This window comes from Streptomyces sp. NPDC026394 (assembly GCF_055567735.1).
The window spans coordinates 315,997-331,008 of sequence record NZ_JBVHPX010000005.1 but is presented as its reverse complement, the minus strand read 5'-3'; the positions used below and the strand labels follow the sequence as shown (position 1 = coordinate 331,008).

Sequence of the window (15,012 nt, the reverse complement as noted above, 5' to 3'; positions counted from 1 at the left end):
CTGAAGAGGTGGGGCTGTTTGCGGGAGTGCTCGTTTTGCGGGGCATGAGTGACAGTTTCGCTCAATGATTTCGTACGCAGGGTCTGTTTATGGCCCTCGTAGCGCAGGATCGACGGCATCAACCGCTCCCGGCGTCGGACGAGGACCGCTGTCCTTGGCGTCGGGGAAGGGTCTGCCGTTCCCGTGGAGAAGCTCATGACGTATGCATCCCTGCTCGCCCCGATGGCTGCTGCCGCCCACGAAGTCGGTGCGCTCCTGCTCGCCACCCCGCGCCGCGCCACCACGCCCACCGACACCATGGAGGAACTGGCCGCCGCCTACCTGGCCTTGGAAGCCCCGGCCGTTGCCGTCGTGCGACGGCATTTGGACGCACTGCTGCCCGGTGTTCCCTGGGCCGAGGAACTGCACGACGACCGGAGCCCAGGCGCCACTCCGGACGCCGCCCCGGCTCCCGGGCTGCCTGCGGACGGGGACGTGTGGATGGTGGACGTGATCGACGGCGCGGTGCAGTTCATGCAGGATCTGCCGTACTTCTGTGTCAGCCTCGCGTTGGTGCGGGCCGGTGAGCCGGTGGCCACGGCGCTGCACGCGCCGCTGCTCGGCGAGACGTATCTCGCCGCGGCCGGGCACGGCGCCACCCGCAACGGCGAGACGATCACCCCGTCGGCCCGGACCCGGCTGGAAGCGGCCCTCGTGGGGACCAGTCACCCGCCCTTCGCCGCGGGGCAGCCCTCGGCCGTGGCGGCAGCCGGCCGGTCGCTCGCCGCGGTGGTGCCCGCCGTGGGAGCCGTACGGAACCTGGGCCCCACCTCGTGGCAGATCGCCGACACGGCGGCGGGGCGGTTGGACGCCTTCTGGGAGTACGGCCGGGACGACGCCAATCTGCTGCCCGGCGCCCTGGTGGCCCGCGAGGCGGGAGCCGTCGTCTCCGACACGGCGGGGCGGCCGTGGCAGGCCGGAGCACCCGGTTTCCTCGTCGCGCCCCGTGGGCTGCACGGCCCCCTGCTGGAGCTGCTGAACCCGTCCCTCACCCTGAGCCCTGCCTGACCCGCCGGCCTGCCCGCCCCGCCGGTCCGTCCTGCCCGCCCCTCGGTCGGTCCGGTCTACGCCGCCGACCGGTCCGGTCTGCACCGGCGGTCCCGTCTGCACCGTCTCGGCCGTGACCTCGGCCGGCCGTCGTCGCGGCAGGGGCCGTGCTCAGTCGGCCGGGCGGGGCATGAACGCCATGCCGACCGAGGCGGGTGCGGTCTCGGTGAAGCCGAACTGGGCGTAGAGGTGGCGGGCGTCGCCGTCGGCGATCAGGGAGACGTAGGCGCCCGCCGGTGCGCGGCGCTCCAGTTCGGCGGTGAGGGCGGCCATGATGCGTTTGCCCAAGCCGTGACCCTGGTGCTGCGGCAGCACACAGATGTCGACGATCTGGAAGAAGCAGCCGCCGTCGCCGATGATCCGGCCCATGCCGACGGGGCCTGCGCCGTTCGTCGCACCGCCGTCCGCGGACTCCGGTGACGCGTGCACGGTGACGCCGTACCAGGTGTTCGGGAGGCCGATCGCCGCGCCCTCGGCCGACTTGTCGCCGAGGCCGGTCGACCGGCGCAGTTGCCGGTACGTGTCGGCAGTCGGGACGCCGGGCCTGACCTCGTAGCCGTCATGGTCGTCGTGGTTGTCAAAGCCGTCTATGCCGTCGGGCCGGACGTCGTGCGGGGTGACATCACCGTTCGCCTGATTCATGCCTGGCAGGTTAGCGGTCGCCCCTGGTACGGAGCGGGAGGCCCGCGGCCGGGGGAACAACCTGAAGAAGTGGGGCGGCAGTTGCGCGGATGCCATGATCAGTACATGAACGATCCGGGGGGCGCCGCAGCCGTGGCGGGCGGAGCCGCGGACGCTCCGGGCGGCTTCGCCTTACACCGACCGCCACCAGCGGGACCACGATCGCGTTAGAAGACGCGCCGGCCTCGCGACGGCGCTGGCCCGGGCGTGCGGGCTGCGTACGGGCGGAGGGCCGCTTTCCCATCCGTCGCCACAGCACCATTGCCTCGCCGCAGCACCATTGCACTGATCGCTGCCTGCTGGTTAGCTCTTGAGGGCTCCCGGCCGTCCGGTTTGGGGGCCCGAGGGCGGGCGCGAACGGTTCTGCGGAACCTTGGACCGGTTCTTCGAGGGGGTGGCCGGTGATGCGCGACGCAACCGGCGGGGACACGGGCTCGGCAGACTTACGGCACGACGGCGGCGCACCACAGCCCGGCGGACCACCCCGGCAACAGCCCGGCGGACCGCTCCGACATCAGCCCGGCGGATCGCCCCGCCGCCAACTCCTGCGCGCCGGGGCCGCGCTGGCGGCCGGCGCCGCCGGGGGGACTCTCCTCGGTGCCTGCGGTTCCTCGGCGGCCAGGAGCGTGGGCGCCGACGGCCGGATCGTCGTCGAGTTGTGGCACGGCCAGGCCGACACCGGCCGCAAGGCCGTCCAGGCGCTCGTGGACGACTTCAACCGCAGGCAGTCGCGCATCCGGGTCGACGCCGGAGGCGGCGGGGTCGTGGCCGACGCCATGCTCCAGAAGGTGACGGCGGCACTGGCCGCGGGATCGCACCCGGACATCGCGTACATCTTCGGGGCCGACCTCGCCCGGGTGGCCCGCAGCCCCCGCGTCGTCGATCTCACCGACACGCTGCGCGGCACCGCGTACTGGCCGCAGTTCTGGAGTTCGGTCCGCGACGCCGTCGCGCTCAACGGGCGGGTGCGGGCGGCGCCCGCCGTGCTGGACTCCCTGTGCTACGTCTACAACAGGAAGATGTTCCGGCAGGCCGGGGTGCCCTACCCCAAGGCGGGCTGGACCTGGGACGAGTTCGTCCGTACGGCACGCCTGCTGACCGACCCGCGCCGCGGCACGTTCGGTACGAGCTGGCCCGGTACCGGCGACGAGGACACCGTGTGGCGGCTGTGGCCGCTGGTGTGGGACCTCGGCGGCGAGGTCATCGCCCAGGACGGGCACAGCATCGGCTTCAAGGACGTCGGGGAGCGGGCGCTGAGCACCCTGGCGCGGCTCGCCGCCGACAAGAGCGTCTACGTCGACCCCAAGCCGGGCAGCGAGCAGATGCACCAGGTCTTCATCGGCGGACGGATGGGGATGATGGCCACCGGCCCGTGGGAACTGCCGGACATCGTCGAGGGCAAGGTCGACTACGACGTGGTGCCGCCGCCGACGTACAGCGGCCGGCCTTGCACGATCGCCGGCCCGGACACCTGGACCGTCTTCGACAACGGACCGGAACGGTCGCGGGCGGCGGTCGAGTTCCTGCGCTGGCTGGGCGATCCGGCGCAGGACGTGCGGTGGGCGCTGGGCGGCGGCAGCCTGCCGCTGAGCAAGGCGACGGCCGCGCGCCCGGAATGGCGGCGGCACTCGGCGCGGACCACCGGGCTGCCGGTGTTCACCGCCGCGCTCGACACCGCGCGGGTCCGGCCGGTCCACCCGGCGTACCCGCAGATCTCGCAGGCTGTCGGTGAGGCGATCGTGGCCGTACTGCTGGGCCGCAGCTCGCCCGCCGAGGCGCTGCGGACCTGCGCCGAAAAGGCCGACGCGGCCCTGCTGATCCCGCGATGACACCGGACGACGCCCGGGAGGCGGCGGCCGGACACGGCCGGACGGAAGAGGGGGCCATGCCACCGAGTCCGCACGCGGACGACCGCACGGGACCGGAGCGCACGGAAACGGGGCGCGCAGGACCGGACCGTACGGAACCGGAGCGCACGGAAAATCGACGTACAGGACCAGAGCGTACGAGACCGGGGCGCACGGGACCGGACCGTAAGGGAACAGGGCGCACAGAATCCGGCCGTACGGAATCGGAGCGTACGGGAGCAGGGAGCACGGGACCGGAGCGCACGGGAACAGGACGTCCAGCCCGCCGCACCACACCCCGCCCTCCCCGCACCCCCCGCCCCCTCACCTTGAACCCCCACCACGAGCCCCCCGGCCGCCACCGCCCCGGAAACCGGCACCCGTCCGCCCTCACCCCCCGCCGCCCCCGCACCCTCGCCGGCCGTGTCCGCCGGGAGAACGCCACCGCCTGGGCCTTCGTCGGCCCGTCCGTCCTGATCATCCTCGGGCTGAGCATCGTCCCCGTCGTCTGGTCGCTGTTGCTCTCCTTCCGGGCGGACGACCTGGTCACGCCGGGGCGCTGGGTGGGCCTGGACAACTACCACGCGCTGGTGCGGGACCCGGGCTTCCGTACGGCGGTGGAGAACACCCTCGTCTACGCGGGTCTGTACGTGCCGCTGAGCCTGCTCGGCGGGCTGGTGCTCGCGCTGGCGCTCAACCGCCGCATCCGGCTGATCGGCCTCTACCGGACGTTGATCTTCATCCCGTTCGTGATCTCGGCCGCGGCGCAGGGCGTGCTGTTCTTCTTCATCCTCGACCCGCAGTTCGGGGTGGCCAACTCCCTGCTGCACCACCTGGGCGTGTCCCCACAGGGCTTCCTCTCCGACCCCGGGCAGGCGCTCTACCTGCTGGTGCTCATCTCGCTGTGGAGCGGGGTCGGCTTCTGTGTCGTCGTCTACCTGGCCGCGCTCCAGGACGTGCCGCCGGAACTGATCGAGTCGGCGCGGCTGGACGGCGCGGGCCGGCTGCGGGTGCTGTGGCACATCAAGCTGCCCTCGCTGACGCCGGTGACCGTCTTCCTGCTGCTGTGGCAACTGATCACCGCCCTCCAGGTGTTCGACCTGATCTACGTCACCACGAAGGGCGGCCCGCTCGGGTCGACCACCGTCATCGTCTACTTCGTATGGGAGCAGGCGTTCCAGATGTTCACCGCCGGATACGGGGCCGCCGCCGCATACGTCCTCGCGGTCGCGCTGCTCGTCGTGGGCACCGCCCTGCGCCTGTACCGGCGGCGCCGGCCGGGTGCCGCGCCGGACGGAGCGGTCCGTTGAGCGCGCCCGCGGCCGTGCCGCCCGGTGACGCGCACCCGCACAGGACCGCCGGCCCGAGCGGGACCGCCACGCCGCGACGCCCGGCCCGGCGCGGGCGTCTGCCCTTCAGCGCCTGGCACTTGGTGCTCGCCCCGCTGTCGCTGGGCTTCGCGCTGCCGCTGGTGTGGCTGGTGCTCAGTTCGGTGATGACCAACGCGGAGATCAATCGCTTCCCGCCCTCGTTGTGGCCGTCCGGCATCGATCTCGGCGGGTACGACTACGTGCTGGGCAACGCGATGTTCCCGCGGTGGTTCGCCAACTCCTCGATCGTCGCGGTCACCGCGGTCCTCTCCAACCTGGTGCTCGGCTCGCTGGGCGGCTACGCCTTCGCCCGGATGCGGTTCACCGGGTCGCGGCTGCTGCTGGGGCTGATGCTGGCGACCATGGCCATCCCGTTCCAGCTCACCATGATCCCGACGTTCCTGGTGATGAAGAACCTGGGACTGATCGACACGCTGGGGGCGCTGATCGTGCCGTCCCTGGTCACGCCGTTCGCGGTCTTCCTCTTCCGGCAGTTCTTCCTGGCGCTGCCCAGGGAGCTGGAGGAGGCGGCCTGGATCGACGGGTGCTCGCGGCTGCGGGTGCTGTACTCCGTCGTGCTGCCGCTGGCCCGCCCCGCGCTGGCCACCGTCGCCGTACTGACCTTCCTGACCACCTGGAACGACCTGACCTGGCCGCTCATCGCGATCAACCACGACACCCAGTACACGCTCCAGTTGGGGCTGACGACCTTCCAGGGACAGCACCACAACCGGTGGTCGGCGATCATGGCGGGCAATGTGATCACGGTGCTGCCGGTGCTGGTGGCGTTCCTCTTCGCGCAGAAGACCTTCATCCAGTCGCTGACGTCGAGCGGGTTGAAGGGGTAGCCGCGTCGCCCGACCGTGACGAGCCCTCACCCGATCCCTCGCCCGGCCCTCACCCGTACCGATCTCGCCCGGCCCCCACCCGTCCCGATCTCCTCATCGAGCCCCCGTCCCTGTCCCCGCCCCCGCCCCGGAGGTACCCGTGCCCCGCTCCTTCGACCTCCTCGTGATCGGCGACGCCAACCCCGACGTGGTGGTCGGTCCCGTCCCCCGCACCCTGGAGTACGGGCAGCGCGAGCAACTCGTCGCCTCGGGACGCCTGCTGATGGGTGGTTCGGCCGCGATCACGGCCTGCGGAGCGGCGCGGCTGGGGCTGCGCGTGGCGTTCGCCGGGCGGGTCGGTGACGACGCCGCGGGCGCCTTCGTCCGTACGGCACTGGCCGAGCGCGGCGTCGACGTCACGGCGCTGGTCACCGACCCGGAACGGCCCACCCCGCTCACCACCGTCCTCGCCCGGGGCGACGACCGCGCCATCCTCACCGCTCCCGGCTGCCTGGCGGCCACCGGGGCGCGGGACGTGCCGGACCGGCTGCTGGCCGACTGCCGGCACGTGCACGCCGGATCGTTCTTCCTGATGCCGCGCCTGGCCCGGTCGCTCGGCGACATCTTCGCGCGGGCCCGCGGACACGGCGCCGCCACCTCGCTCGACACCAACGACGACCCCGCGCAGCGCTGGGACCCGGAACTCCTCGGCCCCGTACTGAAGTCCACCGACGTCCTGCTGCCGAACGCTGCGGAGGCGCGGGCGCTGGCCGCGGCACTGGCTCCCGGGCCGCCCGAAGGCGACGGACCCGAAACCGGCCCGGCCGCCGCTGCCGCCGCCCTCGCCCGCCTCGGTCCGCTGGTCGTCGTCAAGGACGGCGCGGCCGGCGCGCTCGCCCACGACGGCGCCACGCTGACCCGTACGGCCGCCGTCCCCACCGACCCGGTGGACAGCGTCGGCGCCGGGGACAGCTTCGACGCCGGTTTCGTCGCCGCGGTCCTGCACGGCATGGACCTGCCCACGGCGCTCTCCTTCGCCGCGGCCTGCGGCGCCCTGTCCACCCGCGCCCACGGCGGTACGGCGGCCCAGCCCACCTGGGACGAGGCCCGTGCCGCCGCCCTCACCACCCGACCAGGGAGCCACCCATGACCAGCACCGCCCCGACCGGCAGCACGGCACCGACCAGCAGCACCGCCCCGACCGGCGAGACCGGACCGACCGGCCGCACCGGCCACACCGGCCGCACCGACCGCGGCACCATAAAGATCGCCTTCATCGGCGCCGGCAGCGTCGTGTTCACCCAGGGCCTCCTCGCCGACCTGTTCGCCTTCCCCGAACTGCGGCGCGCGCACGTCGCCCTGCACGACATCGACCAGGAACGCCTCGCCACCGCCGAGGGCGCGGCCCGCCACATCGCCGCCACCCGCGGCGCCGAGCCGGTCGTCACCGCCCACCTCGACCGCCGGGCGGCACTCGACGGCGCGGACTTCGTCATCAACACCGTCCAGGTCGGCATGGACGAGGCCACCCGTCTGGACTTCCGCATCCCCGCCCGCCACGGGGTGCGCCAGACCATCGGCGACACCCTCGGCGTCGGCGGCATCTTCCGCGCGCTGCGGACCTTCCCGCTGCTGCGCGCCCTCGCCGACGACATCGCCGAACTCTGCCCGGACGCGTGGCTGCTGAACTACACCAACCCGATGGCGATGAACGTGATGTACCTGGCGCAGGCCACGCCGCTGCGCCGCGTCGTCGGCCTGTGCCACTCGGTGTACTGGACCGTGCACGACCTCGCGGAGCTGCTGGGTGTCCCGTACGAGGAGGTCTCCTACCTGGCCGCGGGCGTCAACCACCAGGCGTGGGTGCTGCGTCTGGAACGGAACGGGGAGAGCCTGTACCCGCTGCTCGACGACGTGATCGCCAAGGACCCGCAACTGCTGCGCCGGGTACGCGTGGACATGTACCGCAGGCTCGGCCACTACCCGACCGAGACCAGCGAGCACTCCTCCGAGTACGTGCCCTGGTACCTCCACCACGACAGCGAGGTGGAGCGGCTGCGGCTGCCGATCGGCACGTACCTGGACATCATCAAGGAGAACGCCGCGGAGTACGAGCGGACCCGGGACGCGCTCGCCGTCGGATCACCGCTGCCGGTGGAGGGCACGATGGAGTACGCCCCGCAGATCATCCACAGCATCGTCTCCGGCACCCCGCGCACGGTCTACGGCAACGTCCCCAACCACGGCCTGATCGACAACCTGCCCGGCGCCGCCGTGGTGGAGGTGCCGTGCCTGGTGGACTCGCTGGGCGTCCAGCCCACCCGGGTCGGCGCTCTGCCCCCGCAGTGCGCGGCCCTGAACCGGGCCTATGTCAGCGCCAACGAGCTGGTCGTACGGGCCGCGGTGGACGGCGACCCGCGCCACATCCGGCACGCGGCGATGGCCGACCCGGCCACCGCGGCCGCGCTGCCCGTCGAGCGCATCTGGGACCTGTGCGACGACCTCGTGCGCGCGCACGCCGACCTGCTCCAGCCGGAGCTGCGGGAGGTGCTGGGGCACTGAGCCGGGGCCCGGCGCCGCTACTGAAGGCCGAGCGCCATCCACTTGCCCGGCTCGGACAGCGGCTCGAAGCCCACCCGCGCGTAGACGTCGTGGGCGTCGCCCGTCGCCAGCAGGATGCGGCGCAGGCCGTACGGTGCCAGGTGATCGCGGATGTGGGTGACGAGGGCGGTGCCGAGGCCCTTGCCGCGGGCGGCGGGGGCGATGTAGACGTCGCAGAGCCAGGCGAAGGTGGTGCGGTCGGTGACGACACGGGCGTAGCCGACCTGCCGTCCCCGGCCGGAACCGCCGTCCGCCGCCCCGTTCTCGTAGAGGCCGAAGTTGAGCGACCCCGCCACCGCGCGGTCCTGGCGCTCGCGGGGGCGGCCGAGCGCCCAGTACGCGTCGGTGGAGAGCCAGTGGTGGATCAGGGCCAGGTCCAGCCGGTCGGCGTCGGTGGAGACCTCGTAACCGGCCGGAATGCCGTCGGACACGGCCGCGGGGGCGCGCTCGCCCGGAGCGCCGGGGATGCTGTCGTTCATGGACGGAGGCTCGCAGAGGAGCCGTCCGGAGTCGAACGTATTACCCGTCGCCCTGCGCTCGGCCCCTCCCGTGCCCCGTAGGCTCACCCGCCCCTCGGCACTTCCTCGTACGCCGCCCGCAACCGCCTCGCCCCTTCCGCCAGTTCGGCCGTACCGGCCGCCGAGGCGAACGTCAGGCGCAGGTGCGGGGCCGGGGGCTCGGCGGCGAAGTACGGGCGGCCGGGCGCGACCGCGACGCCCGCGCGCAGTGCAGCGCCGGCGAGCGCCGCCTCGTCCGTACCGTCGGGCAGGCGCAGCCAGAAGTGGTAGCCGCCGGGCGGCACGACCTGCACCCCCGGTCCTGCCCCGGACGGCTCCGTACCGCCGAAATGCCGGTGGAGCGCGGTGGCCAGCGCGTCCCGCCGCACCGCCAACTGCCCGGAGATGACGCGCAGATGGCGGCTCCAGGCCGGGGATCCCACCAGTTCCAGGGCCGCCTCCTGGAGCGGCCTGGGCACGAAGAAGCTGTCCACGACCTGGATGGCCCGCAGCCGGTCGAGGACCGGCCCGTGCGCGGCGAGCGCGCCCACCCGCAGGCTCGGCGAGGTGGCCTTGGTCAGCGAGCAGACGTGGACGACCGTGCCGTCCGGGTCGTCGGCGATCAGCGTGGGCGGCAGCGGCGGCGCGTCCTCGTGGACGAGGCGGCGCGCGAAGTCGTCCTCGACCACGAACGCGCCGGCCGCGCGGGCGATCCGCAGCACCTCGGTCCGCCGCCCGGCGGCCAGTACCGTCCCGGTCGGGTTCTGGAACAGCGGCTGGCAGACGAAGAGCCGGGCTCCGCTGGCGCGGAACGCCTCGGCCAGCAGGTCGGTCCGTACCCCGTCCGCGTCCATCGGTACGGGGACGGGCCGCAGCCCGGACGCGCGGGCGGCGGCCAGCATGCCCGGGTACGTCGGCGACTCGACGAGCACCGGCGCGCCGGGCGGGGCGAGCGCGCGCAGCGCCGCGGTCAGCGCGCTCTGCCCGCCCGCCGTCACCAGTACGTCCGAGTCGGCGAGCGTGCCGCCGGGGCCGCCGATCTCGCGCGCGAACCAGGCCCGCAGTTCGGTGACGCCTTCCATGGGCGGCCGGCCCCAGGCTCCGGGGCGGCGCCCGGCCCGGGCGAGCGCGGCGGCGAGCGCGCGTTCCGGCTGGAGGCCGGGGTGCAGATAGCCGCCGTTCAGCTCGATGACGCCGGGGGCGGGCGCGGCCAGGGTGGCCAGCACGCCGGAGGCGTCCACGCCGCGTGGCGCGTGGTCGTCGGCGGCCTCCGCGCTCAGCGCGATCTCCTGCCAGGAGGTGTCCACCGGGCGGGCCTGCGGCCGGGCCTCGGCGCGGAAGGCGCCGGCGCCGGGGCGGGTGGTCACCAGCCCTTCGGCCGCCAGCTCGGCCAGGGCGCGGGAGACCGTCACCGGGCTGACCCGGTGCCGTTCCACCAGGGCGCGGCTCGATGGCAGCTTCTCACCCGGAGAGTAGCGGTTGAGGCCGTTCCGGAGAATGGCGGCCAGTTCAGCGACGCTGCTACGCTCGTGCATGAGAGATCACGATAGCGCTACTCCGAGCAGCACGATAGCGGTCAACGCTCCGGGCACCGGGCCCGCCGCAGCCGTCCACCCGGCCGCCGCCCAGGCCGTCGGCCCGACCGCCGGACCCACCGCCCCGGCCGGCACGGCCCCGCGCCCGGCCCCCGTGGTGCACGCCTGCGCGCCCCGCGTCGCCGCCCTCGGCACCCTGCTCGCCGCCCTCGGTGTCGCCGCCTTCTCCCTCACCTTCCCGGCCACCGCGTGGGCCCTGGAGGGCATGGGCGCCTGGACGGTGGTGACCCTGCGCAGCGTGCTCGCCGCCGCCGTCGCCGGGTGCTGCCTGGTCGTCCTCCGCGTCCGGTTGCCCGAGCGCCGCCACTGGGCGGGCCTGGCCGTCGTGGCGGCCGGTGTCGTCCTCGGCTTTCCGCTGCTGACGACCCTCGCGCTGGAGACCTCCACCACCTCGCACGCCGCGGTCGTCGTCGGCCTGCTGCCGCTGACCACCGCCGCGTTCTCGGCCGTACGGACCGGCGCCCGCCCGTCGCGCACCTTCTGGGCCGCGGCGCTGGCCGGCGCGGTCGTCGTCATCGGCTTCGCCGTCCAGCAGAGCGGCGGCGCGCCGAGCACCGGCGACCTCCACCTCTTCGCGGCGCTCCTGGTGTGCGCGGCGGGCTACACCGAGGGCGGCCGGCTCGCCCGCCATCTGCCCGGCTGGCAGGTGATCGGCTGGGCCCTGCTGCTGGCCCTGCCGGTCACCGTGCCCGGCGCCGCTCTGGCGCTGCTCGCCGAACCGCCGCACCTGACGGCGCACGCGGTGGCCGGCCTGCTGTGGCTGGCCCTCGGCTCGCAGTTCCTCGGCCTGGTGGTCTGGTACCGCGGCATGGCGGCCATCGGCGTGTCCAAGGCCAGTCAGCTCCAGCTCGCCCAGCCGCTGCTGACGCTGGTCTGGTCGGTGCTGCTGCTCGGCGAGCAGCTACCGCTGGCCGCTCCGGTCGCCGCCGTCGCCGTCCTCCTGTGCATCGCCGTCACCCAGCGCTCGGCCGCCTGACCGGCCGGGGGCGGCAAAAGTCCGTACCGGACCCGCGCGGGTGGCGCGTTCCGCGGGTGCATCGGCGGAGCCCGGCCGTAGACTGACGGCCACGCAACAGTCACCCTCCGACCGACTGACGAGGAGGCCGTAGCCGATGAGAGCGAGTGTGGGAGACCGGCTGCTGGTGCACGGCAGGATCGTGGGGCAGCACGACCGGACCGCCGAGATCATCGAAGTCCTGGGGGTGGACGGCACCCCGCCGTACCGGGTGCGGTTCGAGGACGGCCACGAGACGCTGATGTCGCCCGGCCCGGACACCGTCGTACGGCACTTCCCGACGGCCGACGCCCAGGAGTAGGGCCCGGCCGCCGTCTCACGACGCGGGGCGCGGGGGCCGCACCGGCCCGTGGTAATGGTCGGCGACGACCCGCGCCATCGCGCCGGTGCGGTCCTCGGCCACCTCTTTCGCGGAGAAGAAGATGTGGCCGCGCACCTGCGGGTGGCCGCGGGCCAGGGTGAGGTGGCGGGAGAGCTCGGCGGGGTCCTGCCAGGCGGGCGGCTGGCCCGGCGCGCCCGCCTTGTACAGCGCCTCGCCGACGCACAGCTGGACGCGGGTGCCGGTGACCGTCTCCGACCACCAGGGCAGGAGCTTGGCGTAGTCGGCGGCGGGGAAGCCGATGTTCCAGTACACCTGCGGCACGATGTAGTCGATCCACTCCTCGCGTACCCACTTGCGGGTGTCGGCGTAGAGGTCGTCGTAGGTCTGCACGCCGGCGCGGGTGTCCGAACCGGCCGGGTCGGTGGCCTGGTTGCGCCATATGGCGAAAGGGCTGATACCGAAGCGTACGGGCCGGTGGTGCGTACGGCGCGGCCTGCGCCACCGGCCACCGCCCCGGCCGGGCCACCGGCCGCCGCCCGGCGACCGCGCGGCCCGCACCCGCTCCGCGGTCTCACGCACCAGCAGGTCGATGTTGTCGCGCCGCCAGTCCGCCCGGGTCGCGAAGTCCCCGCCGTACTCCTCGTACGCGGCGTCGTCGTCGAAGGTCTGGCCCGCCACCGGGTAGGGGTAGAAGTAATCGTCGAAGTGGACGCCGTCGATGTCGTAGCGCTCCACCGCGTCCAGGATCGCGTCCTGCACGAAGGCGCGGACCTCGGGCAGACCCGGGTTGTAGTACAGCTTGCCGCCGTACGGCACGGCCCAGTCCGGACGCAGCCGCGCCGGGTGGGTGGGCACCAGCCGCGACGGGTCGGTGTGGTTGGCGATGCGGTACGGGTTGAACCAGGCGTGCAGTTCCAGGCCGCGCCGGTGGGCCTCGCGGACGGCGAAGCCGAGCGGGTCCCAGCCGGGGTCACGGCCCTGGACGCCGGTCAGGTACTCCGACCAGGGCTCGTACGGGGACGGCCACAGCGCGTCCGCCGTCGGCCGCACCTGGAAGACCACCGTGTTGAGGCGGCGTGCCACCGCCGCGTCCAGATATGCGCGCAGTTCGGCCTGCTGCGAGGCGGCGGGCAGGCCCGCCCTGGAGGGCCAGTCCCGGTTGGCGACCGTGGCCAGCCACATGCCGCGGAACTCCGGCCGGCCACCGTGCGCACCACGGCCGCGGGCCGCCGCGCTCCCCGGCGCCGGTGCCGCGGCGGCCGCAGAGAGAGCCGCGACCGCGAACGCTCTTCGTGTGATCCGTCTCATGCCACGCCCCCAAAGTGTCCGGAACGTCCGTCTCAGGACAACAGAATGCCCGCCCCTGCCCCCGCCGCACAGCATTCCGCGGAGTAACGTCGGGGCCGAGGCGGACGCCGGGGTCCCTGCCGCAGGTACGGCCGGTCCCGCGCGCCCCGCCGGACCCCGAGATCAGCGAAAGGCACGATGTGACCGACATCGAACGCGTCGGAGTGGTGGGCTGCGGCCAGATGGGCGCCGGTATCGCCGAGGTGTGCGCCCGCTCCGGCCTGGACGTGATGGTCGCTGAGACCACCGGCGAGGCGCTGGAGCTGGGCCGTACGCGGCTGACCAACTCCCTCGGCAAGGCAGCCGAGCGCGGCAAGATCACCACCGCGGAGCGCGACGCGACGCTCGACCGGCTCAGCTTCACCACCGACCTCGGTGAGTTCGCCGACCGCGACCTCGTCATCGAGGCGGTCGTGGAGAACGAGCAGGTCAAGACGGAGATCTTCCAGGTCCTCGACCAGGTCGTCACCCGCCCGGACGCGATCTTGGCCTCCAACACCTCCTCCATCCCGCTGGTGAAGCTGGCCGTCGCCACCTCCCGCCCCGACCAGGTCATCGGCATCCACTTCTTCAACCCGGCACCGGTGCAGAAGCTGGTCGAGCTGATCCCCGCGCTCACCACCGGCGAGGAGACGATCAAGCGGTCGGAGGCGCTGGTCCACGACGTGCTGGGCAAGCACGCGATCCGCGCCCAGGACCGGTCCGGCTTCGTCGTCAACGCGCTGCTGATCCCGTACCTGCTCTCGGCGATCCGGATGTTCGAGTCCGGCATCGCCAGCCGCGAGGACATCGACAACGGCATGGAGATGGGCTGCGCCCACCCGATGGGCCCGCTCAAGCTCTCCGACCTGATCGGCCTGGACACGGTCGCCTCGGTCGCCACCTCGATGTACGAGGAGTACAAGGAAGCCCTCTACGCCGCTCCCCCGCTGCTGGCACGCATGGTCGACGCGGGCCGCCTCGGCCGCAAGACCGGGTCGGGGTTCTACTCGTACTGATCCCGTACTGACCCCGTACGCAGCTCGTGGGCGACGCGTACGCGGCTCGTGATCTCGTGCGCCACGGCGCACCCCGCACGCAGGAGTAAGGGCGGGACCGGTGCCCCGGTCCCGCCCTTTTTCCGCGTCGCCGGTGCGAAGCCCGCGACCGTCCTTGCCGCCCGCCGTCCCAGACCCCCTGAGTGGCGCCCCCCGTCGTGGTCCGCCCGCCGCTCGGGGGAAAGACGGCGGGCGGACAACCGGCCGATGGGCGCCCGTCCACCGGCAGCGGCCCCCGTTGAAACCAGCGTCGGCCTTGCGGGCCGTGACCGGGAGCGTGTGAAGGCGGCCTCTTCGGGTGCGGGGTTCGCACCCCGTGTGAAGCGGGCACTCCCCCGGCGGCCGTCACGACGGGTGACTTCACACGGGGTGTGCGCGGCAGACCCGCATATTCGTCCCGCACACGTTCCCCCGTACGTGCCGAGGCAGTTGACTGGTGCGCGTATGGACAACGAAGTCCCGCCCGAGAGAGGAAAGAGGAGCGGACCGTGACCGCCCACCCCGAACCCGACCTGGTTGCCACCGACATGGCGGAGTTGAGACGCTGCCTCGATGTGCGGACGGCACGTGTCGACGGCCAACTGGCGCTGCTCGCGCAGCGCTCCGAACAGAACGAGCGTGACGCGGGCGACATACAGGCCCGCGTCACGCGGTTGGAGCACGGCCGCTGGCCGCTGCCCTCCATCGCCGCACTCACGGGGCTCGCGGCGCTGGCGATCGCCGTATGGCAGGCGATGGGGCGCTGAGGCCGGCGGGCCGGCGGCGCACCTCGGGCGCCGCGGCCCGG

At 73.4% G+C, this 15,012-nt stretch carries 14 protein-coding genes; 10 read left to right on the top strand and 4 right to left on the bottom strand.

Annotated features, from left to right (window positions below; translation table 11 throughout):
* The first annotated feature begins 195 nt into the window (after positions 1-195).
* Positions 196-1,047, top strand: a complete 852-nt coding sequence (locus tag ACZ4QV_RS15155; protein ID WP_467762959.1) for an inositol monophosphatase family protein — start codon at positions 196-198, stop codon at positions 1,045-1,047.
* 150 nt (positions 1,048-1,197) lie between these two features.
* On the opposite strand, the gene ACZ4QV_RS15150 is transcribed toward ACZ4QV_RS15155, so the two are convergent.
* A complete protein-coding gene (locus ACZ4QV_RS15150; RefSeq protein ID WP_361156328.1) occupies positions 1,198-1,728 on the bottom strand; it encodes a GNAT family N-acetyltransferase in 531 nt (176 codons plus the stop codon).
* Positions 1,729-2,171: 443 nt separating this feature from the next.
* On the opposite strand from ACZ4QV_RS15150, the gene ACZ4QV_RS15145 reads away from it, so the two are divergent.
* From ACZ4QV_RS15145 to melA, 5 genes are all read left to right on the top strand, one after another.
* Positions 2,172-3,596: an ABC transporter substrate-binding protein gene (locus ACZ4QV_RS15145; RefSeq protein ID WP_467762958.1), complete on the top strand. Its 1,425-nt coding sequence runs from the start codon at positions 2,172-2,174 to the stop codon at positions 3,594-3,596.
* A gap of 347 nt (positions 3,597-3,943) precedes the next feature.
* Positions 3,944-4,924, top strand: coding sequence for a carbohydrate ABC transporter permease (locus tag ACZ4QV_RS15140; protein ID WP_361156333.1), 981 nt, complete (start codon positions 3,944-3,946; stop codon positions 4,922-4,924).
* 98 nt (positions 4,925-5,022) lie between these two features.
* Positions 5,023-5,832: a carbohydrate ABC transporter permease gene (locus ACZ4QV_RS15135; RefSeq protein ID WP_361614674.1), complete on the top strand. Its 810-nt coding sequence runs from the start codon at positions 5,023-5,025 to the stop codon at positions 5,830-5,832.
* 139 nt (positions 5,833-5,971) lie between these two features.
* On the top strand, positions 5,972-6,961 hold the full coding sequence (locus ACZ4QV_RS15130; RefSeq protein WP_467762957.1) for a carbohydrate kinase family protein: 990 nt from the start codon (positions 5,972-5,974) through the stop codon (positions 6,959-6,961).
* A 110-nt stretch (positions 6,962-7,071) separates the two neighbouring features.
* Positions 7,072-8,373 (top strand): alpha-galactosidase, encoded by a 1,302-nt coding sequence (gene melA / locus ACZ4QV_RS15125; protein ID WP_467762983.1) that lies wholly within the window; start codon positions 7,072-7,074, stop codon positions 8,371-8,373.
* A gap of 17 nt (positions 8,374-8,390) precedes the next feature.
* Here the strand turns inward: melA and ACZ4QV_RS15120 are convergent, their stop codons facing one another.
* Together ACZ4QV_RS15120 and ACZ4QV_RS15115 are read right to left on the bottom strand one after the other, a co-directional pair.
* The gene (locus ACZ4QV_RS15120) at positions 8,391-8,891 is read right to left on the bottom strand and encodes a GNAT family N-acetyltransferase (protein WP_361156343.1); all 501 of its coding nucleotides are present in this window, start codon (positions 8,889-8,891) and stop codon (positions 8,391-8,393) included.
* Between the two features lie 83 nt (positions 8,892-8,974).
* Complete coding sequence (locus ACZ4QV_RS15115; protein ID WP_361156346.1) at positions 8,975-10,444, bottom strand: aminotransferase-like domain-containing protein; 1,470 nt, start codon at positions 10,442-10,444, stop codon at positions 8,975-8,977.
* On the opposite strand from ACZ4QV_RS15115, the gene ACZ4QV_RS15110 reads away from it, so the two are divergent.
* Together ACZ4QV_RS15110 and ACZ4QV_RS15105 are read left to right on the top strand one after the other, a co-directional pair.
* Positions 10,443-11,480: a DMT family transporter gene (locus ACZ4QV_RS15110; RefSeq protein ID WP_361592158.1), complete on the top strand. Its 1,038-nt coding sequence runs from the start codon at positions 10,443-10,445 to the stop codon at positions 11,478-11,480. The two genes, ACZ4QV_RS15115 and ACZ4QV_RS15110, sit on opposite strands and share 2 nt — an antisense overlap.
* 136 nt (positions 11,481-11,616) lie before the next feature.
* Positions 11,617-11,820 carry a DUF1918 domain-containing protein gene (locus ACZ4QV_RS15105; protein WP_361156351.1) on the top strand — a complete coding sequence of 68 codons (204 nt, stop codon included), beginning with the start codon at positions 11,617-11,619 and terminating at the stop codon, positions 11,818-11,820.
* A 15-nt stretch (positions 11,821-11,835) separates the two neighbouring features.
* On the opposite strand, the gene ACZ4QV_RS15100 is transcribed toward ACZ4QV_RS15105, so the two are convergent.
* Positions 11,836-13,149: a glycoside hydrolase family 10-like protein gene (locus ACZ4QV_RS15100; RefSeq protein ID WP_361156353.1), complete on the bottom strand. Its 1,314-nt coding sequence runs from the start codon at positions 13,147-13,149 to the stop codon at positions 11,836-11,838.
* A gap of 179 nt (positions 13,150-13,328) precedes the next feature.
* Here ACZ4QV_RS15100 and ACZ4QV_RS15095 point away from each other — a divergent pair, with 179 nt between their 5' ends.
* Both ACZ4QV_RS15095 and ACZ4QV_RS15090 read left to right on the top strand, forming a co-directional pair.
* Complete coding sequence (locus ACZ4QV_RS15095; protein ID WP_361156355.1) at positions 13,329-14,186, top strand: 3-hydroxybutyryl-CoA dehydrogenase; 858 nt, start codon at positions 13,329-13,331, stop codon at positions 14,184-14,186.
* A 527-nt stretch (positions 14,187-14,713) separates the two neighbouring features.
* On the top strand, positions 14,714-14,971 hold the full coding sequence (locus tag ACZ4QV_RS15090) for a hypothetical protein (RefSeq protein ID WP_361156358.1): 258 nt from the start codon (positions 14,714-14,716) through the stop codon (positions 14,969-14,971).
* The last annotated feature ends 41 nt before the right edge of the window (positions 14,972-15,012 follow it).

Excerpts from the sequence above, each read along its gene's own strand:
- ACZ4QV_RS15155 (WP_467762959.1), top strand. The coding sequence starts at position 196 with ATGACGTATGCATCCCTGCTCGCCCCGATGGCTGCTGCCGCCCACGAA.
- ACZ4QV_RS15150 (WP_361156328.1), bottom strand. The coding sequence starts at position 1,728 with ATGAATCAGGCGAACGGTGATGTCACCCCGCACGACGTCCGGCCCGAC.
- ACZ4QV_RS15145 (WP_467762958.1), top strand. The coding sequence starts at position 2,172 with ATGCGCGACGCAACCGGCGGGGACACGGGCTCGGCAGACTTACGGCAC.
- ACZ4QV_RS15120 (WP_361156343.1), bottom strand. The coding sequence starts at position 8,891 with ATGAACGACAGCATCCCCGGCGCTCCGGGCGAGCGCGCCCCCGCGGCC.
- ACZ4QV_RS15110 (WP_361592158.1), top strand. The coding sequence starts at position 10,443 with ATGAGAGATCACGATAGCGCTACTCCGAGCAGCACGATAGCGGTCAAC.
- ACZ4QV_RS15115 (WP_361156346.1), bottom strand. The coding sequence starts at position 10,444 with ATGCACGAGCGTAGCAGCGTCGCTGAACTGGCCGCCATTCTCCGGAAC.
- ACZ4QV_RS15105 (WP_361156351.1), top strand. The coding sequence starts at position 11,617 with ATGAGAGCGAGTGTGGGAGACCGGCTGCTGGTGCACGGCAGGATCGTG.
- ACZ4QV_RS15100 (WP_361156353.1), bottom strand. The coding sequence starts at position 13,149 with ATGAGACGGATCACACGAAGAGCGTTCGCGGTCGCGGCTCTCTCTGCG.